Here is a 24,696-nt window from a genome sequence, read left to right as displayed (position 1 = left end):
ACCGTTGGCGACCCCATGCACCCGGAGCGAAGGCCGGTTTCGAAACGGGCGCGCTCGAACGGTGGGATCGTCCGCGAGGCGGGGTGCGGGCCACACGCCTCACGGCCGAGGCCGAGAAGGCCGGTTGGCGGCCGGCGCCGTCGACGGACCGCCACTATCGACCGGAACCATGACTGCGCGGCCAAGCGCGGCGCTGAAAAAGGGGAGACGATGGGATGCCCGATTCCGAAAAAGAAGCCGCTAAGGTAGCCAGCCCCGAGGCGTCGTCGCGGACCGCGACCGCCAAACAGGACGAAAAATCGGCCAAAACGCCGCCGCGACCCAACGGCCAGGCCCGAGCCTCGGCCGCGCCGCCCCCGGCACAGGATTTTTCGGAGGCGATCTACAACGCCATCATCGCCAGTTTCGCCAACAAGAACCCGACCCAGATGTTTTGTCTGTGCTGGCCGGGAACGGTGCTCGACGCCGGCCATCTTGGCTGGGAGGACGCCGAGGAGACCGCCGGCAACATGCCCGAGCGCGCGCTGATCCGCACCTCGCAGATCCTCGATCAATATGTGCCGCCGGCCCCGATCACCCAGCCTGACGGAACCCGGGTTTCGGATCGCTACAAACAGGCCGTCTCGCAGCTCGGCCCCATGCCGAGCCTCGACCTGATCCGCCTGCAGGAAATTATCCGCGAGCGCTTGCAGACCAAGGTGGAGGTGGTGATCGACGGTAAGGACGTCACTATGCGGTTGGTCGACTATTTCGACTATCTTTTCCAGCAATGGATCAGGGCCAAGCAGAATTGGGGCAAGCTGCAAGCCGAGATGCGGGCGAAATTCAAGGCCGACAATCCGCTCGATTCCACCCGCGCCTGGGACGAATATCTCGCCTGGTACGCCGTCAACGCGGACGGCCATATCCAGGAAATCAACGCCAAATACGATCAGCTCGTCGTCGAATTCCCGCTGACGGCCTGGCAGGATGCCATCACCGTACTCGACACGAGCGACGACGGTGGATTGGGAGAGGCCAAGCAGCTCGTGCGCAACGCCGTCATTCCGGTCCCCTACCAGGAAGGGATGAATTATTATCCGACGCGCGGCGTGCCCTATTCATGGCCGAAGGAAATCAAACCCTCGACCAAGTTCATCGACCTTCTGGCCGATCCGGAGGCCCAGCAGCAGGCGCTCGACGTCGCGCGCACCCAGCTCGAACTCGAGATCCGTACCTGGATGGCGATCATCCCGCAGATCGACGACGCAACCGTGAAAGCCGACGCGGATGCCTTCCAGAAGGCCGGCCAGGCGTTCAGCGACGCCCAATCGACGCTGATCAAGACCTATACCGAAAACGCCGTCACAGCGGTCAAGATTTTCTGCGACGTGATGGAATCGCGCGGCGATCCGCTGTCCAGCGTGACGGGCTCCAACGAACAGAAAGCATTGACCGACGAAATCAATGATCTGGGTGCCAATCTCGGCAAGTCGGAACCGAGCAAGGGCGTGCCGAAGGCCATGGACTGGGCGATGATCAAGGACATCGCCGACCAGGTCGGCACCGGCCAGGGCAAGCTCGTCGACGCGCAGCAGGGGTTGATCGACAGCGGCTGGGCACTGGCGGGCGCGGCGACGAAGTTCCTGGAGACGGATGCCAACCGCATCCAGTTCGACTGGCTCGACGCCTATGTCAAGCAACTCGAGACCAAACTTGCGGCGATCGAGCGCCTCGAGCGGCAGATGGCGTCGGCCTCCAACGTCTATTACGATTATCTCTACTCGCCGGAAAACGAAAAGCTGAAGGAGGAAAACCCCAACGTCGACCTCAACGACACCAATGCGTTCGGCACCAATTCTTTCCCCAACAAGCTCGATTATCCGGCCAACAATCGCTGGACGCAGCTTACCGTCACCATCTCCAAGGACCAATTGTCGACCTCGAAGACGATGAACACCTATTTCGACCGTATGCAGTGGGGTGTGAACCTGTTTCTGGGCAGCGGCGGTGGCACGACCGAGGTGAGCGGGACCGAATTCGCCGAGCGTTTCATGCAGGCATCCGACGAGATCCAGATCGGCTTCCTGTGCACCAAGGTGCTGATCGACCGGGCCTGGATGAAGCCGGAGATTTTCGCCCACACCTCGGATTTCTTCCGCACGCTGCAAAAGCCGCTTGCCCCCGACACCCAGCTCGAAAACTATCAGTTCATGGGCGAAAAGGGCGAGGAGAAGCTGCTCAACGTCCTCAAGAACTACTCCTTCCCCGCCTATCCGGTCGCCGTGCTGCTGGCCAAGGACGTGTCGATCAAGGTCAAGGTCGACATGGCCGAGTCCGAGGCGCTGCGCAGCACGTCGAAATCGGTCAAGAGCCAGGGCGGCGGATTTCTGGTGTTTTCGATTTCGCGATCCGAGTCGGCGAGCTCCGAGGAAGACAGTATGAACAGCTACGTTATGAACGGCCAGATGATCGCCCGGGCGCCCGCGCCGCAGATCATCGGCTACTGGACGCAATTCCTGCCGCCGGACCGTTCGACCTATATCGACGAGACGACGGCGCGCGACATCGCCGAGGCGATCAGCTTTGTCGGGCGACTGCAGAACGCCCACGCTACGCCGGCGGAGCGCAAGGGCGTTCCGCAAAAGGGCTGAAGGCGGGCGAGGCCGGCAGGGTTTGAACGGGGCGGCGCCGGGACGTCGGCGCAGGGGGCGGCGCGCGGGAGGCAACGATCCTTCCGCGCGTCGTGCGGCCTTCGGCCGGAGCGCACGGTTGCAGGCGGTTTGGCCTATCCGGCCAGCATCGTCTCCATCTCCGCCTTGACCTTCGCCGCCGCCTCCTCCTTGACCGGGCCGTAGCCGCGGATCTGCATCGGCAGCGCCAAGGCGTCGCCAAGCCGGCCGAGCGTGTCGGGCGCGAGTTCGGCAAGCGCACGGTCGATCTTGTGTTCGTACCAGCTAATCAGCGCGCGCTCCATGCGCCGCTCGGCTGTGTGGCCGAAGGGGTCGATCGCGGTGCCGCGCAGGCTCTTCATACGCGACAGCAGTTTGAACGGCAGGCGAATCCAGGGTCCAAAGGCGCGTTTCAGCGGGCGGCCGCGCGCATCCTTGCCGCCGGGCAGGAAGGGCGGCGCGAGGTGGTGGACGATACGAAAATCGCCGTCGAACTCGCCTTTCAATCGCTCCGCGAAACCGGTCTCGATGTGCAGCCGCGCCACCTCGTATTCGTCCTTGTAGGCCATCAGCTTGAACAGCGCGCGGGCGACCGCCTCCGTCAGCCTTTCGGAGCCGTGCACGGCTTCGGAGGCACGCACTTTGTCGACAATCATGCGATAGCGGGTCGCGTAGACCTCGTCCTGATAGTCGGTCAAAAAAGCCTCGCGCCGCGTTATCAGCGCGTCGAGCGTTTCCGGTGCCGCCGGTCGTGGCGTAATCAGCGCGGCGAGGCGTTCGGGGTCGGCGTGAGCGATGCGGCCGAGCAGCAGGGCGCGGTGGTTTTGCTCAACGGCGACACCGTTGAGTACGATCGCCTGGCGCAGCGCCTCCAGCGACACCGGCACCAGCCCGGCCTGCCAGGCGAAGCCGAGCATCATCACGTTGGCAAACACTGAATCGCCGAACAGTTTTTCCGCCGCCCGGTTGGCGTCGAGCGCGGCGATGTTGTCGGCGCCGGTGACGGCCGCGATCGCTGCCAGCCGCTCGTCGACCCTGAGGCTGGCGTCGCGCCGGCGTACGATGTCGCCGGTCGGCATTTCGGCGAGATTGACCGCCGCCTTCATGCCCGGCCGGTAGGCGGCCGACGCCTTGGGCGAGGACGACACGACGATGTCACAGCCGATCAGCGCGTCGGCGGCGCCCTGGTCGATACGCACTTGGTGCAGCATCTCCGGTGCGGCCGCGATCCGGACATAAGACAGCACCGGTCCGAATTTTTGCGCGAAGCCGGTGAAGTCGAGCACGGAGGCGCCGCGCGCCTCCAGATGCGCGGCCATGGTGACGAGTTGGCCGACCGTGATGACGCCGGTGCCGCCGACGCCGGTGATCAGCAGATCGTAGGGCTGGTCGAATGCCGGCAGCTCCGGCTCGGGCAGGGTGGCCGCGAGCACCGACAGATCGACCTCCAGCCCGGTCTTTTTGCGCCGGGTCGCGCCCTCGACCGTCACGAAACTCGGGCAGAATCCGTTGACGCAGGAAAAATCCTTGTTGCAGGAGGACTGGTTGATCCGCCGCTTGGGGCCGAATTCGGTCTCGACCGGTTCGACCGACAGGCAGTTCGATTCCACCGAACAGTCACCGCAGCCCTCGCACACCAGCTCGTTGATGACGGCGAATTTCTTCGGGTCCTCCACTGTGCCGCGCTTGCGCCGCCGGCGCTTCTCGGTGGCGCAGGTCTGCTCGTAAATCAGCACTGTCACGCCTTCGATCTCGCGCAGCTCGCGCTGCAGCGCGTCCAGCTCGCGCCGATGGTGGATGCTGGTGCCGGCGGGAAAGTCGCCGGTGCGAAACTTTTCCGGCTGGTCGGAGACGAGCGCGATGCGCGTCACGCCTTCCGCGCGTACCTGGTGGGCGATCGCCTGCACGCTGACCGGCCCGTCCACCGGCTGGCCGCCGGTCATGGCGACTGCGTCGTTGTAGAGGATTTTGTAAGTGATGTTGGCGCCGGCGGCGACGGCCTGGCGGATCGCCATGGAGCCGGAATGGTACCAGGTGCCTTCGCCGAGATTCTGGAAGACATGGCCCTTGCCGGTGAAGCGGGACGAGGCGGCCCAGTTGACGCCTTCGCCGCCCATCTGGATCAACGAGGTGGTTTCGCGGTCCATCCAGCTTGCCATGAAATGGCAGCCAATGCCGGCCAAAGCCTTGGAGCCCTCCGGCACCTTGGTCGAAGTGTTGTGCGGGCAGCCGGAGCAGAAATAAGGCGTGCGCGCGGCCCCGTCGACGGCAATCGCAATCGGTTCCTCGCACACGATTCTGGCGGCCCGTTCGGCGAAACCGCGCCCGGCAAACAGCCCGTCGAGCCGGCCGGCGACGATCGGCACGAGCTCGCGCGGCGATAATTCGCCCGTCCACGGCACCAGCCGTTCGCCCCGTTCGTCGCGCTTGCCGACCATCACCCGCGGCTTGTGGCCGGGCCAGTCGTAAAAATACTCCTTGAACTGGCTCTCGATGATGCCGCGCTTTTCCTCCACCACCAGCACTTCGTCCTTGCCGCGCACGAAGTCGAGCGCGTCGCGGCGCGCCAGCGGCCACACCATGCCGACCTTGTAGATGTCGATGCCGAGTTCGCGGCACTCGGCCTCGCCGATCCCGAGCAGGCGCAGTGCCTCCATCAGGTCGCCGTGGCCCTTGCCGGTGGTGACGATGCCGAAACGGGCGTTTTTGATGTCGTAGATGTGCCGGTCGATCGGATTGGCCTCGGCGAAGGCGAAAACGGCATGCTTCTTCGCCTCCATGCGCTCCTCGATCTGCGGGCCGGGCAGGTCGGGCCAGCGATAGTGCAGACCGCCGGGCGGTGGGACGAAGTCCGGCGCGGCAAAAATCCGGTCGGGTCCGATCTCCACCGAGGCGGCCGATTCGACCGTCTCCGACACCGCCTTGAAGCCGACCCACATACCCGAAAAGCGCGACAGCGCGTAGCCATATTCGCCGAACGCCAGATATTCGGAGACATTGGCCGGGTTCAGCATCGGCATGAACCAGGCCATGAACGCGACGTCGGACTGGTGCGGCATCGAGGATGAGACGCAGCCATGATCGTCGCCGGCCACCACCAGTACCCCGCCATGCGGCGAGGAGCCATAGGCGTTGCCGTGCTTGAGCGCGTCGCCGGCGCGGTCGACGCCCGGTCCCTTGCCGTACCACATCGAAAACACGCCCTGGACCTCGCGGTCGGGATTGGTTTCGACCTGCTGGGCGCCGAGCACGGCAGTCGCGGCCAGATCCTCGTTGACGGCGGGCAGGAACTCGATGCGGTTTTCGGCAATCAGCGCCTTGGCACGCCACAGTTCCAGATCGACGCCGCCGAGCGGCGAGCCGCGATAGCCTGACACGAAACCGGCCGTGTCGAGACCCGCCTGCCGGTCGCGCCGCGCCTGGTCGACGAGCACGCGCACCAGCGCCTGTGTGCCGGTCATGAAGACGCGGCCGGAGGTCGCCGCATAGCGATCTTCAAGCCGGTAGCGATGATAGGCGCGGACTGGATCGTGCGCGGTCACGGGTTCCTCCCTCAAAATGGAATGGGAAGTGTAACCGATTTGTGCTGGAATTTTTGTTCAGATTGCCGCTATCTGCTGTCAATAATGAAAGCTCTGACCGGAAGAGGCGAAAATATCGGAAGGGCCTTGCGATAATGAGCCAGGATGCGATCAAGCTTGAAGATCAGGACCGCCGGCTTTTGCGGCTTTTGCAGCACAATGGCCGTGTCTCCAACCAGGAGCTGGCGGAGAAGGCCGGCCTGTCGGCCTCGGCATGCTGGCGCCGGGTGCGGGCGCTGGAGGAGGCCGGCATCATCCGCCGCTATGTCGCGCTGGTCGACGCCGCGCGCGCCGGCATTGCCTTCCATGCCATCGTCAACGTCTCGCTGACCCGGCACGATCAAGGCCATGTCGACACGTTCATCGCCGAGGTGTCTCAGCGCCCGGAAGTGCTCGACTGTTTCGCCACCACCGGCGAGGCAGATTACCATATGCGTGTCGTATGCGACGATCTTGCCGCCTACAACGCCTTTCTGGAAGGGTTTCTGTTTCGTCTGCCGGGCATCGCCAATGTGCGCACCAATCTGGTGCTGAAGGACATCAAGCAGGAAACCGCCGTGGCGCTTTGATGCGGACGCGCCGGTTCGTGGTCACGACCATGACGGAAACGGGCCGGGCATCGATCTCCATCGTTGCGGCGCAAAATCCGGCGCCTCGACAAGACAGGAATCGAGTTCGGCACTCAGCCGGGTTTGGTCTATCGGGTCGCAGCCGATGAAAACCATTTCCTGGCGCCGGTCGCCCCAGACGGAATCGAGATAAGGCGCCATGGCGACCCGCCATCCGGTATCGTCGGGCCAGTTTTGCCGTGGTACGGGCGCCCACCAGCGACCGCATCCAGCAGGTCGTCGCGCAGGGTGCAGCAGATGCAGCCATTGGTCATTTCGACGAGCTGTTCCTGGGTGCGCGACAGGTTGGCGCCGCCGTCGCGCAAAAGGGCCGCGTCGATATTGATCTCGCTCATATCGTTGACGATGACAGTAACCCGGCGCCCCTCGCGATTGTAGAGCACATGGTTGAGCAGTGTCGTCTTTCCGGCTCCCAGAAAGCCCGACAGCACGGTGGTCGGCAGGCGCCGTTTCGGATTTACGCTTGGCATGTCGCGCATCCTCAGTGCGTTTCACCGGCGCCGCCGACGGCGACGAGCGAAAACGGCTCGCCCTCCACCGCGATCGCACCTGTCGGCTCGAACGTTTCTGTGTCGACGACGTGCAGGTGGCCGGCCAGAGGATCGCTGACCACGATGAGCGGGCCCGCCACGGCGATGCGCGGTCGCGGGTCGCTCCAGTGCCCGTCCATGCTGTAAGGCGCGGTGAGCCGCACCGACCGGTCGATCTGGCCGGCAATGACGTCGATCCGGTGCAGGTAACCGTCCTCGGTGAAGGCGAGCGCAAAACGCGGTTTTGCGGGATGGGTGGCAAAGTCGACGACGCGGGTCGGAAGTTCGACCGGGCGAAAACTTTCCTCCGCCTGGGTCGGGTCGATCAGCACCAGGGTGCGGGCGGCAAAATTGCCGAGGAAATAGCGCAACCCCTTGCCGCCGACCAGTTTGGTCGTCTTGCCCTCAGGCAGCCCGGTCGCATAGGGCAGGTGGCGGATATCCGGCCGCTCCGGGCCCGGAGCGACGACCAGCAGCCCGGTGGCGCAGGCGACGGCGACGAGGTTGCCGGATTGCGCCTCGCCATGCAGGTCGGGACACGGTGCGTGATCGCCGGTCGGTGCGCCGTCCGGACCGAAAAGGTCGAGGCCGACGGGTAGGGCGCCAGGGTCGCTCGGGTGGGGGCGCGTCACAAGCAGATGGACGCCGAAAGGGATCGCCACGCCGTGATGTGGCGCGCTGCTGGCGATGTCGCGCGGTTCTTCGGTTCCCTCGAGCGCGGCATGTTCGGACACCAGCCGGGCAATGCCTTCGTCGTCGAAAAACGCGGCGACCGTGCCGTCGCGCTCGACCAGATGTACCGGCTTTCGCCCGGCGAGGATGGCATCGAGCAGCGCCGGCGCTTCGATCGTGATGTCGCCGTGATCGCCATGGTCGCCGAGCGCAATGCCGGTGCCGATCATCTGGACACGGTTGGCATCGCGCTGCACGGCATAGACTACGCGCCCGCTTTGCGAACGATGGAGCCGCGCCGCGCCGGCGAGCGCGAACCGGTCGACTTCCTTACCTTCGCGCAGGTCGAATGCGCGCACGACCGGCTCGGAATGGTCGGCGACGAAAACCCGCCAGGCTTCGATCTGTTCGGCGCAGGCCGGGTAGCCCGACAAGGCGATGGCGCATGCCAGGATCATGGGACGGTGGAAACGGACAGTCATGTCGGAGCAGTCTTATATGTTATAACATTACGAATAAACCGCGTGAAAAAGCCGGCGCAAACCGGCTTTTCACGTCAGGAGGGCGCGTTAGCTGCCGGCGATGGCGCTGGTGATGGTGGTCAGGTTGTGACGCATCATGTCGAGATAGGTCGCGGCCGGGCCATCCTGGTCCGACAGCGCGTCCGAATAGAGCGCGCCGCCCGGCTTCAGCCCGGTTTCGGCCGAGATCTGCTCGACCAGTCGCGGATTGGTGATGTTTTCGACAAAAATCGCAGCCGCGCGTTCCTCACGCACCTGCCGGATCAGCGCGGCGATATCGGCGGCCGACGCATCGGCTTCCGTCGACAGGCCTTTCGGCGCCAGGAAGTGCAGGCCGTATTCGTGCTCGAAATAACCGAACGCGTCATGCGAGGTGATGATGGTGCGCCTGTCCTTGGCAAGCCCGGCGATCGCGCTCTTGATCTCGGCGTCGAGCTCCTCGAGTTGCTCGATGTAGGCGGCGGCGTTTTCCTGATAGGCCGCGCAGCCGTCGCGGTCGGTCAGGCAGAACGCCTCGGCGATGTTTCTGATATAGCGCTCGGCATTGTCGACGGACTGCCAGGCGTGTGGGTCGTAGGCGCCGTGATCGTGTCCGGCGTGAGCGTGGCCGTCATCATCACCGGACCCGTCATGATGGTGCTCCTCGGCCTTGTCCTCATCCGCGTGATGATCGTCTGCCTTGCCGTTCGCGGGCAGGATATGCGCTCCCTTCGACACCTCGACCACGGTGGCGGTGGTGCCGCTGGCCTCGATCAGTCGGTCGAGAAACCCCTCGAAACGCAGGCCGTTGACCAGCACGACGCGCGCCCTGGCCGTCGCCGCGGCATCGGCCGGGCGCGGCTCATAGACATGAGCGTCGCCATTCGGGCCGACCAATGTGGTCAGGCGGATGCGATCGCCGCCGACTGCGCCGGCGAAATCGCCGATGATCGAAAAGCTCGCGACCACCTCGAGCGGTTCGGCGCCGGCCTGCGCGGTCGGCGCGAGAACGGCAAAAGCAAGTCCGGCAAGGGCGGCCTGGGTCAAGGGGCGCATCGTTTACTCCTTCGCGAAACAAATTTTTCTTCGTCGCCAGGACCGGCGCCGATCGCCGTGAGGGGTACGTGATGTTATTACATTCGTCAAGACGAGACGTAATGTTATTACAGCTAGATCGATGGTATCGCCAAGCGCCGCTGCGTTCGGATTCGTGTCGTCCAACGGTCGAGCCCGGCTTTACAAAGTGCTAATGCAATTCCAATATCGGCGCACGGCTACCGTGCATGTCCGACGCGCGGAGCGTCTGGTCCGCCAAGCGGACGCCAAGAGACGGACAAACAGGGAGATTTTTCATGAGATCCGCATTCCGTAATGTCATGGCTGCGTCTGTCGCCGGCCTGGCGCTGGCGATGGCCGCGCCCGCCAGCGCCGAGGACGTCAAGATCGGCTTTCTCGGCGGCTTTACCGGGCCGATCGAAAGCCTGACGCCGCCGATCTTCAACGGCGTCAAGCTCGCCGTCGACCAGGTCAATGCCCAGGGCGGCATACTCGACGGCAAGCTCAACCTCGTGCAGGGCGACTCGACCTGCGCCGACACGACGGCCGCCTCCGGCGCCGCCGACCGCATGGTCAATTCTGAGAATGTGACCGCGCTCGTCGGTCCGCTCTGCTCGGGCGCGACCATCGCGGCCGCCAACACCGCCGCGATACCTGGCGGCGTGCTTCTGATCTCGCCGGCCGCCACCTCGCCGGCGCTGACCACCCTGGACGACAACGACCTCGTCTTCCGCACCGCGCCGTCAGACGCCTATCAGGGCCAGATGCTCGCCAAGACGTTGCGCGCCGACGGCGCCGACAACATCGCGATCACCTATGTCAACAACGATTACGGCAAGGGCTTCGCCGATGCGCTGGCGGCCGCGTTCGCCGAGCAGGGCGGTTCGGTTGCGGCCAATGTGGCCCATGAGGACGGCAAGGCGGACTACCGCGCCGAGATCGGCCAGCTCGCCGGCTCCGGCGCCGGTATGCTGGTCGTGCTGGCCTATGCCGACGGTTCCGGCCAGACGATCATCCGCCAGGCGATCGAAGGCGGCGACTTTTCCAAGTTCGCCGGCGGCGACGGCATGATCAGCGCCACGCTCGTTCCCGCCGTCGGCGAGGCTCCGCTGCAGGGCATGATCGCCACCCGCCCCGGCAGCAGCCAGACCGACGGCACGGCCATTTTCAACACACTCGCCGAGGACGCCGGCGTGCCCCCCACAGGCACCTTCGTGCCGCAAGGTTACGACGCCGCGTTCCTGATCGCACTTGCCATCGAGAAGAACGGCAATGGCGGCCGCGAGGGGCTGAGCCAGGCGCTGCGCGACGTCGCCAGCGCTCCGGGCGAGGTGATCCTGCCGGGTGAGTGGGAAAAAGCCAAGAAGCTGCTCGCCGAGGGCGCCGACATCAACTACGAGGGCGCCTCCGGCAGCCATGAGTTCGACGACAATGGCGACGTGCCGGGCGTGATCGTGAAGACGGTCGTGGAAGGCGCGGTCTTCAAGGAAGTCGGCCAGGTCGAATAGGTCCGGAGAATTAACCGTTATGAAGGGCCCGGCGTGCGCGCCGGGCCTTGGTTCGTTCACGAGCCGGCGGCCTATTGCTGCGCGTCGATGCCGAAGGTGACGTTGACCTGGACGCGGTAGGCATTCTCGCCGGCTTCGACCGGGGCCGCGCCGGCAGCCATTTCGGCCCGCGCCATATAGGGCATCGGGCGCGGATTATAGGCCTGTTCGGAAATCTCGACGATCGGACCGAGTTCGACGCCGGCGGCCGCGGCCAGCGTTCCCGCCTTGGCGATCGCGTCCTTGACGGCGGCCGTGCGCGCCTGCGTCAGGGCGGAGGAAGGGTCCTCGTTGCCGAACAGGATGCCGCCACCCTGGTTGACGCCGAGCGTGACGGCCTGGTCGAGCACCGCGCCGACGGCGGCGATGTCGCGCACGCGCACCGTCAGCGTGTTGGCGACCTGATAGGCGGCGATCTCGGAGGTCTGGCTGCCGTCGTCGTGTTTTTTCGCTTCATAACGCGGGTTGATCTGCAGGCCGGCGGTCTGCAGGTCGCGGGCGGCGATGCCGGCCTCCTTCATCGCCGCGATCACGGCCTCCATCGCCTGGTTTGCGGCGCTCATCGCTTCACGCGCGCTGTCGGCCTCGCGCATCACCGACAGGGTCAGGACCGCGAGATCGGGCTTCAGCGCCGCCTCGCCTTCGCCGGACACCTGGATGCGCGGAGAGGGCTGGTCGGCGGCGATTGCGGGCAGGGCGGAAAGCGACAGGGCGGCGGCCAGCGGCAGGACGGTGCGGATCATTCAGTTCACTCCGGTTGAAATCTCTCCCGCCGCAAGCGCTAGGGGGCGAATGTGGGTGGATTGCGGCACCTGCTTGTGCGGAGGTCAAAAAGCCACTAAGTCACGCAGCCGGTGGGGCCTGTAGCTCAATGGTTAGAGCCGGCGGCTCATAACCGCTTGGTTGGGGGTTCGAGTCCCTCCGGGCCCACCAAATCATACTTGTACGGCCCGGAGACATGGGTAACAGTCTGTACCTAAGACATGGGTGACAACCTCGTGCGCGATGAGGGTTGTCGATGTCGCTCGATGGCTTGCGCCCGTTTTCCAGCAAAGAGTGCCTGTCCGATCTGGACGGCGGCATCCGCATCCGTCGCGGCGCAGGCTCCACTGGCAAAGAGTTAATTCAATCGCGGTGTGAGAACACCACGATGAATGAGGACAGCTATCTCGCCCGACGCTGAATACAGTTCAGAAATTCATCGAAGAAAATAGGGTAAGAATTTGGGTAATCTTGGCAAGTCGATTGCGCAACTTTCAGTTCTTCTACAGACGGGAGCGCTTGATCCGCGTGCGCTCGCCGAGGAAACGCTTGACGCCATCCGCTCCCATGCGGATCAATCCATCTTCATCCGGCCGACGCCGGAAAGGGCAATGGCCGAGGCTGAAATATCTGCTAAGCGGCTTGCCGAAGGTCGCTCGATCGGCGTCCTCGACGGTATACCCGTTGCCTGGAAGGATCTCTTTGATATGCAGGGGATGGCGACCACCGCCGGGTCGAAGGTGCTGGCGAAGAGCCGGCCCGCGACAGCCGATGCCGCTGCCGTCGCAGCCCTCAAACAGGCCGGCATGATTGCCGTCGGCCGGACCAATATGAGTGAATTCGCCTTTTCCGGTATCGGCATCAACCCGCATTACGGCACGCCGAAGAACCCCGCAGCAACCGATGCCCCGCGCGTTCCCGGCGGCTCGTCCTCTGGCTCGGGCGTGGCGGTGGCGGCCGGTCTCGTGCCCGTTGCGATCGGCACGGACACCGGCGGCTCCATCCGTATCCCCGCCGCTTTCAACGGAATTGTCGGCTACAAGGCGACGCGAGGGCGCTATGGCATGGGCGGCGTCTTTCCGCTGGCAAAGAGCCTCGATTCCCTCGGCCCGTTGTGCCGAACCGTTCAGGACGCCGTATGGGTCGACGCAGCCATGCGCGGCTGCACCCGTTCGGAGGTAGTTCGGGGAGGGCTGGAGGGACAATCCCTCGTCGTGCCGGAAACAGTGTTCTTCGACGGCATTGAGGATGGTGTCGCTACCGCCTTCGAGGCGGCACTTGAGAAACTTACCAATGCCGGAGTCCGCATCCGTCGTCAGGCTTTTCCGATTTTTTCCCAGCTATTCGAACTCATTGCCGAGAAGGGGGCTCTCGTCACGGCAGAAGCCTATGCGTTTCATCACGAGCGGCTACACGGCGAAAATGCCCGGAACATCGATCCGCGTGTCGTTTCGCGGATATTGGCCGGCCAGAAGATCACCGTACCGGACTACGTCCATATCCTCCAGACGCGCGAGCGCATGATCGCGGAAATGGCTCGCTCCGTCGCACCCGGCGAAATACTCGTTTCGCCGACATTGCCTCATGTCGCGCCGAAGATAGAGGGCCTTCTGGCCGATGATGCGAGCTTCTTCGCTGCCAACGCGAAAGCGTTACGTAACACGCAGATCGGCAATTTCCTCGATTGGTGTGGTGTTTCCATTCCCTGTGGTACGACGGGCGCCGCCGGGATGCCGGTCGGGTGCCTGTTATCGGGCCTGCCGCATACAGACGATCACCTGTTGGCGGTGGCGCTTGCCGCGGAGGAAGCGATTCGCAACTGAATTGTTCGTTACATCCATCGATGTCGTAGAATTGTTCATTCTCGCACTATTTTGGCAGACTTTTCGAGGTGGATATCTTGAGGATTGAAAGAAGGCGCTGACGCGGCATTTGGCGCACCGGTTTGCGGGGAATTTCTGTTTCGAACGATTGCGGCTGTGACGGCGTGCACGTCAGTGAGGTGGTGCCGGTTTCTGAGACAGGGGGCATACGGTGGATCGACCGTTGAGAAGGACGATCCAGCATGAAGACACGCAGACGGTTTACGGCCGAGTTCAAGGCCAAGGTCGCGTTCGACTTCGCCCGGGCATGGCTTCATTCCGAAATTGTTGTGGTCAGGCGTTGTCCCGTGACCTTTTCCAGACTCAGATCGATCACGGCCCGCATGCCGGTTGGCGCGAATGTCCGCTCGAACGATCCATCGAGATAGCTGGCGATCGTGGTCTGGCTCATCCGCGTGCCGAAACCTAGGCGAGGCTTGGCTTGATCCTCGCACTCAAGCCTGCAGGTTTCCGCCCAGATAATCCGCAGCCGATCGTGGTGTCGCTCGGTGCTGACGGCGAGTTCGCCTTCCGGCTGGGAAAGCGCGCCATATTTCAGTGCATTTGTGCAAAGTTCGTAGAACACGAGCGCGAACGGCGTGATTGCCGCATCCACAACCGGACAATCCTCGACTTCAATACGCGGCCGTTTCGTTCCGACGAATGGCTCCAAAATAGACAGAAGTAGTTCGGACAGGCGCGTATTCGAGGTTTGCGTGTGCGTTTGCTTCGGGTCATGCACGGCGAGAGAATGCGCGACCGACAGCGCTGCAAAGCGCTCCTTCACCATCTGCACAAGTTCCTCGGTCGTGTCTGCTTGCCGGGCGCATATACTCAGCAGGCCGCTTGCGACGGCGAAGCAGTTTCCGACCCGATGACGCATTTCCGACAACAGCAAGCGCTGCTGTTCTTCCGCTTCGTGTTGCAAGGTGATGTCACGCGCGATCTTTGAGGCACCGACGATGCGGCCGCTGGCATCGCGGACAGGGGAGATGGTCAGGGAGATCGGTAAGAGGTTTCCGTCCTTTCTCCGGCGGGTGGTCTCGTAATGCGTGATGCGTTCACCGCGGCGTATCCTGCCGATAATATCAGCCTCTTCACCCTGCCGGCCCTCGGGGAAGAGGATCGTGATCGGCTGGCCGATCGCTTCCTCGGCGGTATAGCCGAACAGGCGTTCAGCGCTGCGATTCCAGCTCTGTATGATGCTGTCCAGGTTTTTGGTGATGATCGCGTCGTTGGAATCCTCGACGATTGCTGCGAGGTGCTGCTGCAGACTGATCGGGTATTCCATCGTACTCATGCCATTTACCTTGTTCGGCGGCAGCTTATACCGAATCTGCCGGAGCGGAACTGCCTTGTGTCACGCGCCGACCCGCATTGCGGACGCGGCAGCGATTCCGTCGGTGCCCGGTCGCCAGTCCGTTCCCAGGCCAAGAAGCACCGGCCAAGGATTGCCTGAAGGCATCTGGGGGAAGTTAGACAATTCGAGACCGGGCTATACTCCACGGTGCGATGGCTGCGGGCTCAAGCTCCGCAGTGCCGGCGCGGGCCGCGCGCAAGTCGCTCGGGCCGGATCGCGCAAGGCGCCGCTTGTCGTTCACCGGGATGGCCAAGGTGCGGTAATCGCCCACCCGCAAACCCCTGTGTCGACCTTTGATTTTTATCTTGCGTGCGGCCGTGGCAAAGGTTAAACGGCGGCTGGTCTAAATATCCGGATTTCTGGAAATATGGATAAGATAACCGCTCTCGACGCCCTGGCCGCGCTTGGCCAGGAGACCCGGCTGGATGTGTTTCGCCTTTTGGTGCGCGCCGGCCCAGACGGACTTGCGGCCGGTGAGATCGCGGCGCGCCTGTCGACGGTGCAAAACACCATGTCGGCGCATTTGAAAGTGCTCGACCGGGCCGGGCTTATCGCCGCGCGGCGCGAGGGCCGCAGCGTGTGCTACGCCGCCGACATGACCGGCTTTCGCGACCTGCTCGCCTTCCTGATGGAGGATTGCTGCAACGGCGCGCCGGGCCTGTGCCGGCCCGCGATCGCGGCGGCGACCTGCTTGCGGCAGGACGAACACCAATCAACCGATCACGATGCGTGGAAAGGGCCGACATGAGCGAACGGGTCTACAACGTACTTTTTCTGTGCACGGGCAATTCCGCCCGTTCGATCCTTGCCGAGGCGATCATCAATCGCATCGGAAACGGGCGCTTCAGAGGATTTTCGGCCGGCTCGCAGCCAAAAGGCGCGGTTCACCCCGCCACGCTGCGACTGCTTACGGCGATGAACCACGATACCGGATTCGCGCGCTCCAAGAGCTGGGAAGAGTTTTCCGGACCCGAGGCGCCGGCATTGGATTTCGTCTTCACCGTCTGCGACAGTGCGGCGGCTGAAAGCTGTCCGATCTGGCCCGGCCAGCCAATGTCGGCGCACTGGGGCGTGCCCGATCCGGCCGCGGTTGAGGGGACGGAGGCCGAAAAGCACCTCGCCTTCGCCGATGCCTACCGGATGTTGTCGAACCGCATCGCCGTCTTCACCAGCCTGCCGCTCGCCTCGATCGACCAGATGACGCTGCAAAAGCGGCTCGACGCCATCGGTGGCGATATCGCCAAGGCCGGATGATCCCGACCGAACCCTTCAGGACAATCTCATGACAGACCAAATTTTTAGGAGTGCCGCGCCTTCTGCCGGCGGCATCGGCTTTTTCGAAAAATATCTGTCTTTATGGGTGGCGCTGTGCATCGTCGCCGGCATCGCGCTCGGCAATCTGGTACCGGGCCTGTTCGGCCTGCTCGCCGGTCTCGAATATGCCTCCGTCAACCTCGTCGTCGCCGTGCTGATCTGGGCGATGGTCTTCCCGATGATGGTCAATGTCGATTTTTCCAGTCTCAGCCATATCGGCGACCGGCCGAAGGGCCTGGTGCTGACGCTGGCGGTCAACTGGCTGGTCAAGCCCTTCACCATGGCCGCGCTCGGCGTGCTGTTTTTCGAGCACGTCTTCGCGCCCTGGATCGAGCCGGCCGATGCGCAGCAATATATTGCCGGCCTGATCCTGTTGGGTGCCGCGCCATGTACGGCGATGGTATTCGTGTGGAGCCAGCTCACGCGCGGCGACGCCACCTACACGCTGGTGCAGGTTTCGCTCAACGACGTGGTGATGATCTTCGCCTTCGCGCCGATCGTCGCGCTGCTGCTCGGCGTCACCGACATCGCCGTGCCGTGGGAGACGTTGCTGTTGGCCACTGGCCTCTACGTTGTCATCCCGCTCATCGCCGGCGCGCTGACGCGCCATTGGCTCACCAGGCGCGCCGAAGGCAAGGCGGCGCAGGAGGCCGTAGCCCGTTTCACGGCGTCGCTGAAACCCGTGTCGGTGATCGGTCTTTTGGTCACGGTGGTGTTGTTGTTCGGTTTCCAGGGTCATGTGATCGTTGCCCGGCCAGTTCTCATCGTGCTGATCGCCGTCCCGCTGCTGATCCAGTCCTACGGCATCTTCTTTCTCACCTATGCGGCGGCAAAGGCGTGGAAAGTGCCGTTCAACGTCGCCGCCCCCTGCGCGCTGATCGGCACATCCAATTTCTTCGAGCTGGCCGTGGCCGTCGCCATCAGCCTGTTCGGCTTGAATTCGGGCGCCGCCCTTGCCACGGTGGTCGGCGTTTTGGTCGAGGTTCCGGTGATGCTGTCGCTGGTCGCCTTCGCCAACCGCACCCGACACTGGTTTCCACAAGCACCCGATTCCCAATAGAAGAACGAGACACGCATGACGATCACCATCTACCACAATCCGGCCTGCGGCACCTCGCGCAAGACACTCGCCGCGATCCGCGAGGCAGGCGTCGAGCCGGTCGTGATCGAATATCTCAAGACCCCGCCCACGCGCGAGAAACTGGTCGCGCTGATTGAGGCGATGGGCGTGACGCCGCGCGCTATCCTGCGCGACAAGGCCGCGCCTCATCACGAACTCGGCCTGGGCGAGGGCGCCTGGAGCGACGATGCGCTGATCGATGCCATGATCGCGCATCCGATCCTGATCAATCGGCCGATCGTGGAAAGCCCGAAGGGCACGGCGCTCTGCCGCCCGTTTGAACGCGTGTTCGCACTACTGCCGAATGTGCAGATCGCCTCCTTCGTCAAGGAGGATGGCGAGGTGGTGATCGGTAGCGGCGGTAAGAGCGCCGCCTGATCGCAGCCCCCCCCTATAATTCGATGATACTCGAAATAGGCTTGACCCGCGGCGGCGCGGTCGCCATGCTATTTCGATGAAAATCGAACAAGCCGCGCGGCAACTCGAGGCGCTGGGCAATACCACCCGGCTCGAACTCTATCGTGTGCTGGTGCGCGCCGGCACGGCGGGCCTAGCGGTCGGCCATGTTCAGGAAAAACTCGCCATCCCGGCCTCGACCCTGTCGCACCATCTCAGGCGGTTGGTGGACACCGAACTGGTGGAACGGGAGCGGCAGGCGACGACCCTGATCTGTCGCGCCAGTTATCCGCATATGCAGGCTCTGATCGGCTATCTCGCGGACGAGTGTTGTGCCGACGCCAACTGCCGGCCGGTGAGCGGTGCCACTGCGTTGCCGGCTGCAGATGGCGCATCGCAAGGAAGGATCAAAGGATGCTGAAACCCAAGCCGACAGCGTCGCGCGGCGAGCATACGACCGGGGTCGAAGGGCAATCCGGCTGCTGCGGCGGGCCGGCGCCAGCGGAGGTGGAGGCCTGCTGTGCCAAGGACGCCGAGGCCAAAGCGCAGGGGAGCGACGGGTGCGGCTGCAGCGAAGGCGCGGCGCGACCGGACGAAAAGGCAACCCAAAACACAACCTGTTGCGGCACGGCGGCGTGAACGCTGTTCCCGGGCGCGGCTATGCGCCCTCTGCTCCGACCTTGCTCGCGATGATCACCGCGCTCGGTATTGCGCAGATATGCTCCTGGGGGTCGCTTTATTATTCCTTTCCGTTGATCGCGGAGGCGATGCGGCGGGACCTCGGATGGGCCAAGCCGGATCTTTATCTTGCCGTCACGATCGGCCTGATCGCGGCCAGTCTCGCCGCTTACCCGGTCGGTGCGGCGATCGATCGCGGGCGCGGGCGCGTCGTGATGGCGACGGCCGCGCTGGCGGCCGGCCTTTTGCTGATCATGTGGTCGCGCGTCCAAAGCCTGTACGGCTTCTACCTGATCTTCGCCGCGATCGGCGGCCTGCATGCGGCCACTCTTTACGAACCCGCCTTCGCGGTGATCGCCCGGCGCGCCGGGGCGAGCGGCGCGCGGCGCGGCATCACCGCGCTGACCCTGTGGGGCGGGTTCGCAAGCACCGTCTTCGTGCCTCTGATCCAGTTCCTGCTCGATCAGGTGGGCTGGCGCGGTGCGCTGATCGGGCTCGGCCTGGTCAATATCTTGATATGCGCGCCACTTTATGTCTTCGCCATCGATCCGGCCAGGGATCAGGCCGTTGCCGGCGCCGCCGACCGTCCGACCGTTACGGGACGCCGCGCCGTGGTCGTGGCCGCCGGCAGACCGGTGTTTTGGGCGCTGGTCCTGGCGCTGGTCGCCTACGCGGCGGCGTTTTCGATATTGACCTTCCATCTCTACCCGATCCTGCTCGAAAAAGGACTTGCGCCGGCCGCCGTCGTCGGCGTGATCGCGGTGATCGGGCCGGCCCAGGTAGCGGGGCGGGTGTTGGTGTGGTTTTTCATGGCCGAGGCGCCCGTGCGCCGGATCGGGTCGGTCGCGGTGCTGGCGTTCCCGTTCGCGGCGGCCGGCTTCGCTTTCGCACCGGCCGAATTCTGGCTGCTGGCGCCGGTCGCGCTCTTCTACGGGGCAGCCAATGGCGTGTTGACGATCGTACGCGGGCTGGCGGTTCCCGAGATGGTCGACCGCAACGCTTACGGCGCGATCAACGGCGCGCTGACGGCTCCCATGCATCTCGTGCAGGCGCTGGCGCCGCTGGCCGCGGCAGCGCTGTGGGCGCGCGACGGCGATTATGATCGCGTCATGCTGGCGGTGATCGCCGGCACGTTGGTACTGGCGGCAAGCTTCTGGGCGGCGGCGTTGTTTTCGCGCAGGCGCCGGATGTCGTCGTGATCCGGGGCCCGTTGGAGCGCCGCCGCGCGCGGCCTGCGACATTGACGCACCGACGCCTTCGCGCGCTGCCTCTTGGCAAGGTCGGCTTTGATAGCGAGACTGGGGTCGCAAACCAGCGCCGGCGGAGGCGGTTTGACGCAGGACCGGCGGTGTTTCCTTGAGCCGCCGTCATGTTCTAGTGTGGTGTAAGGGCATGGTCGATACCGGCGTCGGGCGAGGTGTCCGGTCGTGCCTGTGGGGAGGCTGTATTTGGCCGACGAATTGATGCTGGCGTTCGGCGTGCTTGCGTGCCTGCAGGCCAAGCATTTCATCGCCGACTATCTGCTGCAGCCGCGCTGGGTCATCCGCGCCAAGGGGCATTTCGACCAGCCGGGCGGTTATTGCCACGCCGGCGTGCACGCGCTCGGCTCGGTGCCGGCTCTGGTCCTGGCCGGGCTTGGCCTGCCGCTGCTGCTCGTCTTCATGGCGGCCGAGTTTGCCGTGCATTTCCTGATCGACCACGCCAAGGCGCGCCACGGCATGAAAAGCTGCAAAGGTCCCGATACGGCCGCCTTCTGGGCCATGCACGGCTTCGACCAGTTCCTGCACCACATGACCTATCTGGCGATGACGGCGGCGGCGCTGCGGCTGGCGGTGATGTCAGTGGTCTGACAGCGCCCGGCGCCCGACCGCCGCGGGCATGCCGGCCACGGAAACCAGATGGCGCCGTTTGCGTTGCTGGAGCATGACCATGGTTTCGAAAGTCGATTATCGCAGCGGCCATTCGCTCTTGCTCCTGGCCGCTTTTTTGGCCGTCGTCATCGGCGTCGGCGCTCTGATCGGCTACGCAACGGCGCCAGGCGCGTGGTATGCGGGCCTGCAAAAACCGCCGTTCAACCCCCCGAACTGGATTTTCGGCCCCGCTTGGTTCACGCTCTATGCGCTGATCGCCATTGCCGGCTGGCGGACCTTTCTCGCCGGGCACGACGGCACCGCCATGAAGCTATGGTATGGGCAGATGGCGCTGAACTGGCTCTGGTCGCCGGTCTTCTTCGCGCTGCATCTCGTCTGGCCGGCATTCGTGGTGATCGTTGCCGTGACGCTGCTGGTCGTCGGCTTCGTGATCAACCGCTGGCGCGCCGACCGCCTGTCGGCCGCTCTGTTCGTGCCCTACGCGGCCTGGGTCGGTTTCGCCGCCATCCTCAATCTGTCGATCGCGATCCTCAACTAAAGCCGGTTGCAGAGATCGCGTCGCTCGCCGAGCCGGCAGGCGCCGGCGCGCCATCGCCGGCTCAGCGCGTCACGATCTCCGGGCCCATCAGGCTGTAGGGCAGCCAGGTCGACAAGACCGGCACATAGGTGACCAGGATCAGGAAGGCGAACAGCACCGCCACGAAGGGGGCGGCGGCGCGTACCACCTGGATCAGGCTCATGCCGGTGATGCCGGAGGTGACGAACAGGTTGAGGCCGATCGGCGGGGTAATCATGCCGATCTCCATGTTGACCACCATGATGATGCCGAGATGGACCGGGTCGACGCCGAGCTCCATGGCGATCGGAAACACGACCGGCGCGACGATCAGAAGCAGGCCGGAAGGTTCCATGAACTGGCCGCCGAGCAACAGCAAAAGGTTGACCGCGATCAGGAAGGTGAACCAGTTGAAGCCGTAGCCGATCATCAGTTCGGTGATGGCGTCGGGAATGCGCTCGGAGGTCAGCACGTGCGCGAACAGCAGCGCGTTGACGATGATGAACATCAGCATAATCGTCGTCTTCGACGCGTCGGTCATCACCTTGCGCGTGTCCTCGTTGAAGAACATGCGCAAGAAGTTGCGGCCCATCAGCGCGACATTGCGGCCCCAGATCGGCAGGCCGGCGACGACGTAGCCGGGAATGTTGAAGGGGTTGGACTCGCGGTCGCGCCACACCGCGTAGGCGACCATGATGGCGAGCGACAGGACCAGGCCGACGAGCGCGCGGCCGCCTGCCGTCACGCCTTCCCATTCGGCGGTGACGAAGAAGGACAGGATCATGAACACGAAGAAGAAGGCGAGCGCGTAGACGAGGGCGGAAAAGCCGACGCGGGCGCGCTTGCTGTCGGTGTCCTGGATCCAGCGCACGCCCTTGAGCGGGCCCATGTCGCGATAGACGAACAGCGCGACGAAGAAGGCGTAGACGGCGGCGACCGCGGCGGCCTCGGTGGGCGTGAAGACGCCGCCATAGATGCCGCCCAGAATGATGATGATGAGGAACAGGCCCCAGCCGGCTTCCTTGCCGCCGGCCAGAATTTCGCCGAACCCCTTCCACTCCTCGGCCGGCAGGTTGCGGATGCGCGCCAGCACGTAGATCGCCGCCATCAGCATCAGCCCGGCGACGAGGCCGGGCACGACGCCGGCCAGAAACATGCGCCCGACCGACACATCGGTGGCGGCGGAATAGACCACCATGACGATCGAGGGCGGGATCAGGATGCCGAGCGTGCCGGCGTTCGCAATGATGCCGGCGGCGAAGTCCTTGCTGTAGCCGACCTGACGCATGCCGGCGATGGCGATCGTGCCGATGGCGACCACGGTCGCCGGCGAGGAGCCGGAGAGCGCGGCGAACAGCATGCAGGCCATGACACTCGCCATCGCCAGGCCGCCGCGGAAATGGCCGACCGTGGCGATCGCGAAACGGATGATGCGCCTGGCCACGCCGCCGGTCGACATGAAGGCGGAGGCGAGGATGAAGAAGGGAATCGCAAGCAGCGTGTAGTTTTGCGAGGCGGTGAAAAGCTGCAGCGCCACCGAGGACATCGAATCGGCGGAGAAAAAGGCGATGATGATGATCGACGAAAGGCCCAGCGACACCGCGACCGGCACGCCGAGAAAAAGCAGACCCAGGACGAGAACGAACAGAATGGCGGCTTCCATGGTTCTCAGTCCTTCAGGATGTCTTTGTGTTCGGAGACGAGCTCCTCGGCCTCGTGGCCGGCGATCACCAGTTCGCGCTCGCCGCGCACAATGGCGATCATGGCTTCCAGCGACCGAAAGGCGAGCAGCGAAAGCCCGACCGGCAGCATCAGATAGGCGATCCAGCGCTGCACCCGCTCCTGGGTGCCGAACAGCGACTGGATCAGCTCCGGCCAGCGCAAATCGTCGAGGCCGGTGCCGCGATCGAACATGAACTTCCAGTAGCCGATAGCGCCGGTCTGGCGCCAATTGGTGCTGACGTCGACTCCGAACCAGGCCAGCCAGCCGGCATGCAAGAGCATGAAGGCGTAGAGGAAGGCGCAAAACGCGCCGAACACGGCGACGACGCGGAAGGCGGGTTTCGGCAGCAAGCGGATGAAGGCGTCGACGCCGAGATGCATGTGCTGCTTGATGCCGTAGCTCATGCCGAACAGGATCAGCCAGGCAAACAGGATGCGGGTCAGTTCCAGCGCGCCGCTCCAGCCGGTGTTGAAACCGTAGCGCGCGACGACCTGGAAAAACGAGACCAGGGTGATGATGGCCATCAGCACGGCGATGAAGTTTTCTTCAAGCCGGGTGATCGCCTCGGGCCAGCGTCGCTCGGCCGCGAAAAGGATCGCGACGAGCGCGATCAGGCCAAGGATTGGCCACAACAATGCCATCGGATGGTTCCCCCCGGTTTTGGAACCTGCCGGCTGCTCGAGCTGGCGGCAGGAACGGCACGGCCGGATTGCCCGGCCGTGCCGTGTTGGGCTTGATCAGGAGCCGGCGCCCGCGGCGGCGTCGATCAGATCTTTTCCGATGTCGCCCTCGAACTTGTCCCAGACCGGCTTCATCGTCTTGACCCATTCGGTCCGCTGTTCGGGCGTCAGGGTGCGGATCTCGCCCTTGGCGTCGAGAATGCCCTGGCGGCAGTCGGCTTCCTTCTTGCCGACTTCGTCATTGGCGGCGTTGGTGACATCCTCGGCGATCGCCAGGAACTGGTCGCGAACGTCGGCGTCGAGACCGTTTAGCCATTCGGTCGAGGTCACCAGCAGATAGGCCAGCGCCTGGTGGTTGGTCTCCGAGACGCCGTCCTGAACCTCGAAGAATTTCTGCTTGTAGATGTTGCACCAGGAATTTTCCTGGCCGTCGACCACGCCGGTCTGCAGCGCGCCGTAGACCTCCTTGAAGGCCAGTTTCTGCGCCGAAGCGCCCATCGCCTCGATCATCGCCACCGCGACGTCGGAGGTCTGGACGCGGAATTTCAGCCCGTTGGCGTCGCTGGGCACCAGGAGCGGCTTCTTGGCGGAGAAATATTTCATGCCCGACATCCAGTAGCCGAGCCCGGTATAACCCTGGTCCTCCATCACCTTGAGAAGGTTCTTGCCGGCCTCGCTGCCGGTAAAGGCGCCGACGGCTTTCAGGTCGGCGAAGATGAAGGGCAAGTCGAACAGCCGGTATTTCAGCGTGTAGGCCTCGAATTTGGAAAGCGAGGGGGCGGCGAGTTGGACGTCGCCGAGAAGTAGTGCCTCCATCACCTTGTCGTCGTCGAACAGGGTTGAGTTGGCAAACACCTCCATGCAGGCCTTGCCGTCCATCTCCTTGTTTACGCGGTCGGCCAGAAGCGTGGCCGCGTCGCCCTTGGGATGACCGGTTGCCGCCACGACGTGGCTGAACTTGATGACCATCTCGCCATCGTCGCAGCCTTCGGATGCGACTGCCTGTCCGGCGAATAGCGCGATGGCGAGCGCCGATACGGCGCCGAGAAGTTTTTTCATGATCGTCCTCCACTTGGTGGGCCCAGGCCCGGTTCTGCTTTCAAATCCACGGCTGCAGCAGCATTCGCGCTCCGCTCGGGAGCGCGGCGGCGATCCACGCCGTCTAAGCGGACGCGCCGCTCGCTCTTTTGATAGCAAGAGCGGTGCCA

General features: G+C 64.1%; 21 protein-coding genes, 1 tRNA gene and 1 pseudogene. 14 read left to right on the top strand and 9 right to left on the bottom strand.

Going from position 1 to position 24,696, the window contains the following annotated elements; all coding sequences use genetic code 11:
* Positions 1-215: 215 nt before the first annotated feature.
* Positions 216-2,633, top strand: a complete 2,418-nt coding sequence (locus GN330_RS18080) for a hypothetical protein (protein WP_156714112.1) — start codon at positions 216-218, stop codon at positions 2,631-2,633.
* Positions 2,634-2,767: 134 nt separating this feature from the next.
* On the opposite strand, the gene GN330_RS18075 is transcribed toward GN330_RS18080, so the two are convergent.
* Positions 2,768-6,193, bottom strand: coding sequence for an indolepyruvate ferredoxin oxidoreductase family protein (locus tag GN330_RS18075; protein ID WP_343040854.1), 3,426 nt, complete (start codon positions 6,191-6,193; stop codon positions 2,768-2,770).
* 134 nt (positions 6,194-6,327) lie between these two features.
* Between GN330_RS18075 and GN330_RS18070 the strand changes: the two genes are divergently transcribed.
* Positions 6,328-6,801 carry an Lrp/AsnC family transcriptional regulator gene (locus GN330_RS18070; protein WP_156714110.1) on the top strand — a complete coding sequence of 158 codons (474 nt, stop codon included), beginning with the start codon at positions 6,328-6,330 and terminating at the stop codon, positions 6,799-6,801.
* Positions 6,802-6,822: 21 nt separating this feature from the next.
* Here the strand turns inward: GN330_RS18070 and GN330_RS18065 are convergent.
* The 3 genes and pseudogenes from GN330_RS18065 to GN330_RS18055 all read right to left on the bottom strand — a co-directional run bounded on the left by GN330_RS18065 (position 6,823) and on the right by GN330_RS18055 (position 9,619).
* Positions 6,823-7,331 (bottom strand): annotated as a pseudogene (locus GN330_RS18065) (GTP-binding protein).
* Positions 7,332-7,342: 11 nt separating this feature from the next.
* The gene (locus tag GN330_RS18060) at positions 7,343-8,545 is read right to left on the bottom strand and encodes a metallochaperone AztD (protein WP_156714109.1); all 1,203 of its coding nucleotides are present in this window, start codon (positions 8,543-8,545) and stop codon (positions 7,343-7,345) included.
* 87 nt (positions 8,546-8,632) lie between these two features.
* Entirely contained in the window at positions 8,633-9,619 is a 987-nt protein-coding gene (locus tag GN330_RS18055; RefSeq protein ID WP_156714108.1) for a metal ABC transporter solute-binding protein, Zn/Mn family, read from the bottom strand.
* A 296-nt stretch (positions 9,620-9,915) separates the two neighbouring features.
* Here GN330_RS18055 and GN330_RS18050 point away from each other — a divergent pair, with 296 nt between their 5' ends.
* Positions 9,916-11,127 (top strand): ABC transporter substrate-binding protein, encoded by a 1,212-nt coding sequence (locus tag GN330_RS18050; RefSeq protein WP_156714107.1) that lies wholly within the window; start codon positions 9,916-9,918, stop codon positions 11,125-11,127.
* Positions 11,128-11,198: 71 nt separating this feature from the next.
* Here the strand turns inward: GN330_RS18050 and GN330_RS18045 are convergent, their stop codons facing one another.
* Positions 11,199-11,909: an SIMPL domain-containing protein gene (locus GN330_RS18045; protein ID WP_156714106.1), complete on the bottom strand. Its 711-nt coding sequence runs from the start codon at positions 11,907-11,909 to the stop codon at positions 11,199-11,201.
* Positions 11,910-12,023: 114 nt separating this feature from the next.
* Here GN330_RS18045 and GN330_RS18040 point away from each other — a divergent pair.
* The 3 genes from GN330_RS18040 (at position 12,024) to GN330_RS18030 (ending at position 13,751) form a co-directional block, all read left to right on the top strand.
* A tRNA-Ile gene (locus tag GN330_RS18040) sits at positions 12,024-12,099 on the top strand.
* Positions 12,100-12,184: 85 nt separating this feature from the next.
* Positions 12,185-12,349, top strand: a complete 165-nt coding sequence (locus tag GN330_RS18035) for a hypothetical protein (protein ID WP_156714105.1) — start codon at positions 12,185-12,187, stop codon at positions 12,347-12,349.
* 40 nt (positions 12,350-12,389) lie between these two features.
* Positions 12,390-13,751, top strand: a complete 1,362-nt coding sequence (locus GN330_RS18030; RefSeq protein WP_156714104.1) for an amidase — start codon at positions 12,390-12,392, stop codon at positions 13,749-13,751.
* Between the two features lie 313 nt (positions 13,752-14,064).
* Here the strand turns inward: GN330_RS18030 and GN330_RS18025 are convergent, their stop codons facing one another.
* Entirely contained in the window at positions 14,065-15,090 is a 1,026-nt protein-coding gene (locus GN330_RS18025; RefSeq protein ID WP_156714103.1) for a PAS domain S-box protein, read from the bottom strand.
* A 427-nt stretch (positions 15,091-15,517) separates the two neighbouring features.
* Between GN330_RS18025 and GN330_RS18020 the strand changes: the two genes are divergently transcribed.
* The 8 genes from GN330_RS18020 to GN330_RS17985 all read left to right on the top strand — a co-directional run bounded on the left by GN330_RS18020 (position 15,518) and on the right by GN330_RS17985 (position 21,067).
* Complete coding sequence (locus GN330_RS18020; protein WP_156714102.1) at positions 15,518-15,898, top strand: ArsR/SmtB family transcription factor; 381 nt, start codon at positions 15,518-15,520, stop codon at positions 15,896-15,898.
* Positions 15,895-16,404, top strand: coding sequence for an arsenate reductase ArsC (locus tag GN330_RS18015; protein ID WP_156714101.1), 510 nt, complete (start codon positions 15,895-15,897; stop codon positions 16,402-16,404). The genes GN330_RS18020 and GN330_RS18015 overlap by 4 nt, the downstream gene beginning before the upstream one ends.
* Before the next feature lie 28 nt (positions 16,405-16,432).
* Positions 16,433-17,524 carry an ACR3 family arsenite efflux transporter gene (arsB, locus tag GN330_RS18010; RefSeq protein WP_156714100.1) on the top strand — a complete coding sequence of 364 codons (1,092 nt, stop codon included), beginning with the start codon at positions 16,433-16,435 and terminating at the stop codon, positions 17,522-17,524.
* 15 nt (positions 17,525-17,539) lie between these two features.
* A complete protein-coding gene (gene arsC, locus GN330_RS18005) occupies positions 17,540-17,962 on the top strand; it encodes an arsenate reductase (glutaredoxin) (RefSeq protein ID WP_156714099.1) in 423 nt (140 codons plus the stop codon).
* Positions 17,963-18,038: 76 nt separating this feature from the next.
* Positions 18,039-18,401, top strand: coding sequence for an ArsR/SmtB family transcription factor (locus GN330_RS18000; RefSeq protein ID WP_156714098.1), 363 nt, complete (start codon positions 18,039-18,041; stop codon positions 18,399-18,401).
* A 214-nt stretch (positions 18,402-18,615) separates the two neighbouring features.
* Positions 18,616-19,857, top strand: a complete 1,242-nt coding sequence (locus tag GN330_RS17995; RefSeq protein WP_343040851.1) for an MFS transporter — start codon at positions 18,616-18,618, stop codon at positions 19,855-19,857.
* Positions 19,858-20,106: 249 nt separating this feature from the next.
* Positions 20,107-20,508: a DUF3307 domain-containing protein gene (locus GN330_RS17990; protein ID WP_246188742.1), complete on the top strand. Its 402-nt coding sequence runs from the start codon at positions 20,107-20,109 to the stop codon at positions 20,506-20,508.
* Positions 20,509-20,587: 79 nt separating this feature from the next.
* Positions 20,588-21,067: a TspO/MBR family protein gene (locus GN330_RS17985; RefSeq protein ID WP_156714097.1), complete on the top strand. Its 480-nt coding sequence runs from the start codon at positions 20,588-20,590 to the stop codon at positions 21,065-21,067.
* Between the two features lie 61 nt (positions 21,068-21,128).
* Here the strand turns inward: GN330_RS17985 and GN330_RS17980 are convergent, their stop codons facing one another.
* The 3 genes from GN330_RS17980 to GN330_RS17970 form a co-directional block, all read right to left on the bottom strand.
* The gene (locus GN330_RS17980) at positions 21,129-22,748 is read right to left on the bottom strand and encodes a TRAP transporter large permease (RefSeq protein ID WP_156714096.1); all 1,620 of its coding nucleotides are present in this window, start codon (positions 22,746-22,748) and stop codon (positions 21,129-21,131) included.
* 5 nt (positions 22,749-22,753) lie between these two features.
* Positions 22,754-23,449 (bottom strand): TRAP transporter small permease, encoded by a 696-nt coding sequence (locus tag GN330_RS17975; RefSeq protein WP_156714095.1) that lies wholly within the window; start codon positions 23,447-23,449, stop codon positions 22,754-22,756.
* 96 nt (positions 23,450-23,545) lie between these two features.
* A complete protein-coding gene (locus tag GN330_RS17970) occupies positions 23,546-24,547 on the bottom strand; it encodes a DctP family TRAP transporter solute-binding subunit (RefSeq protein WP_156714094.1) in 1,002 nt (333 codons plus the stop codon).
* Between the last annotated feature and the right edge of the window lie 149 nt (positions 24,548-24,696).

The organism is Nitratireductor arenosus, from assembly GCF_009742725.1.
GTDB classification, from domain to species: domain Bacteria; phylum Pseudomonadota; class Alphaproteobacteria; order Rhizobiales; family Rhizobiaceae; genus Mangrovimarina; species Mangrovimarina arenosa.
This window is presented reverse-complemented; position numbering and strand designations above follow the sequence as displayed.

Excerpts from the sequence above, each read along its gene's own strand:
- GN330_RS17970 (WP_156714094.1), bottom strand. The coding sequence starts at position 24,547 with ATGAAAAAACTTCTCGGCGCCGTATCGGCGCTCGCCATCGCGCTATTC.
- GN330_RS18000 (WP_156714098.1), top strand. The coding sequence starts at position 18,039 with ATGAAAATCGAACAAGCCGCGCGGCAACTCGAGGCGCTGGGCAATACC.
- GN330_RS18055 (WP_156714108.1), bottom strand. The coding sequence starts at position 9,619 with ATGCGCCCCTTGACCCAGGCCGCCCTTGCCGGACTTGCTTTTGCCGTT.
- GN330_RS18035 (WP_156714105.1), top strand. The coding sequence starts at position 12,185 with ATGTCGCTCGATGGCTTGCGCCCGTTTTCCAGCAAAGAGTGCCTGTCC.
- GN330_RS18080 (WP_156714112.1), top strand. The coding sequence starts at position 216 with ATGCCCGATTCCGAAAAAGAAGCCGCTAAGGTAGCCAGCCCCGAGGCG.
- GN330_RS18020 (WP_156714102.1), top strand. The coding sequence starts at position 15,518 with ATGGATAAGATAACCGCTCTCGACGCCCTGGCCGCGCTTGGCCAGGAG.
- GN330_RS18050 (WP_156714107.1), top strand. The coding sequence starts at position 9,916 with ATGAGATCCGCATTCCGTAATGTCATGGCTGCGTCTGTCGCCGGCCTG.
- GN330_RS17980 (WP_156714096.1), bottom strand. The coding sequence starts at position 22,748 with ATGGAAGCCGCCATTCTGTTCGTTCTCGTCCTGGGTCTGCTTTTTCTC.
- arsB (WP_156714100.1), top strand. The coding sequence starts at position 16,433 with ATGACAGACCAAATTTTTAGGAGTGCCGCGCCTTCTGCCGGCGGCATC.
- GN330_RS18045 (WP_156714106.1), bottom strand. The coding sequence starts at position 11,909 with ATGATCCGCACCGTCCTGCCGCTGGCCGCCGCCCTGTCGCTTTCCGCC.
- GN330_RS18015 (WP_156714101.1), top strand. The coding sequence starts at position 15,895 with ATGAGCGAACGGGTCTACAACGTACTTTTTCTGTGCACGGGCAATTCC.
- arsC (WP_156714099.1), top strand. The coding sequence starts at position 17,540 with ATGACGATCACCATCTACCACAATCCGGCCTGCGGCACCTCGCGCAAG.
- GN330_RS17975 (WP_156714095.1), bottom strand. The coding sequence starts at position 23,449 with ATGGCATTGTTGTGGCCAATCCTTGGCCTGATCGCGCTCGTCGCGATC.
- GN330_RS17985 (WP_156714097.1), top strand. The coding sequence starts at position 20,588 with ATGGTTTCGAAAGTCGATTATCGCAGCGGCCATTCGCTCTTGCTCCTG.
- GN330_RS18025 (WP_156714103.1), bottom strand. The coding sequence starts at position 15,090 with ATGAGTACGATGGAATACCCGATCAGTCTGCAGCAGCACCTCGCAGCA.
- GN330_RS18060 (WP_156714109.1), bottom strand. The coding sequence starts at position 8,545 with ATGACTGTCCGTTTCCACCGTCCCATGATCCTGGCATGCGCCATCGCC.
- GN330_RS18070 (WP_156714110.1), top strand. The coding sequence starts at position 6,328 with ATGAGCCAGGATGCGATCAAGCTTGAAGATCAGGACCGCCGGCTTTTG.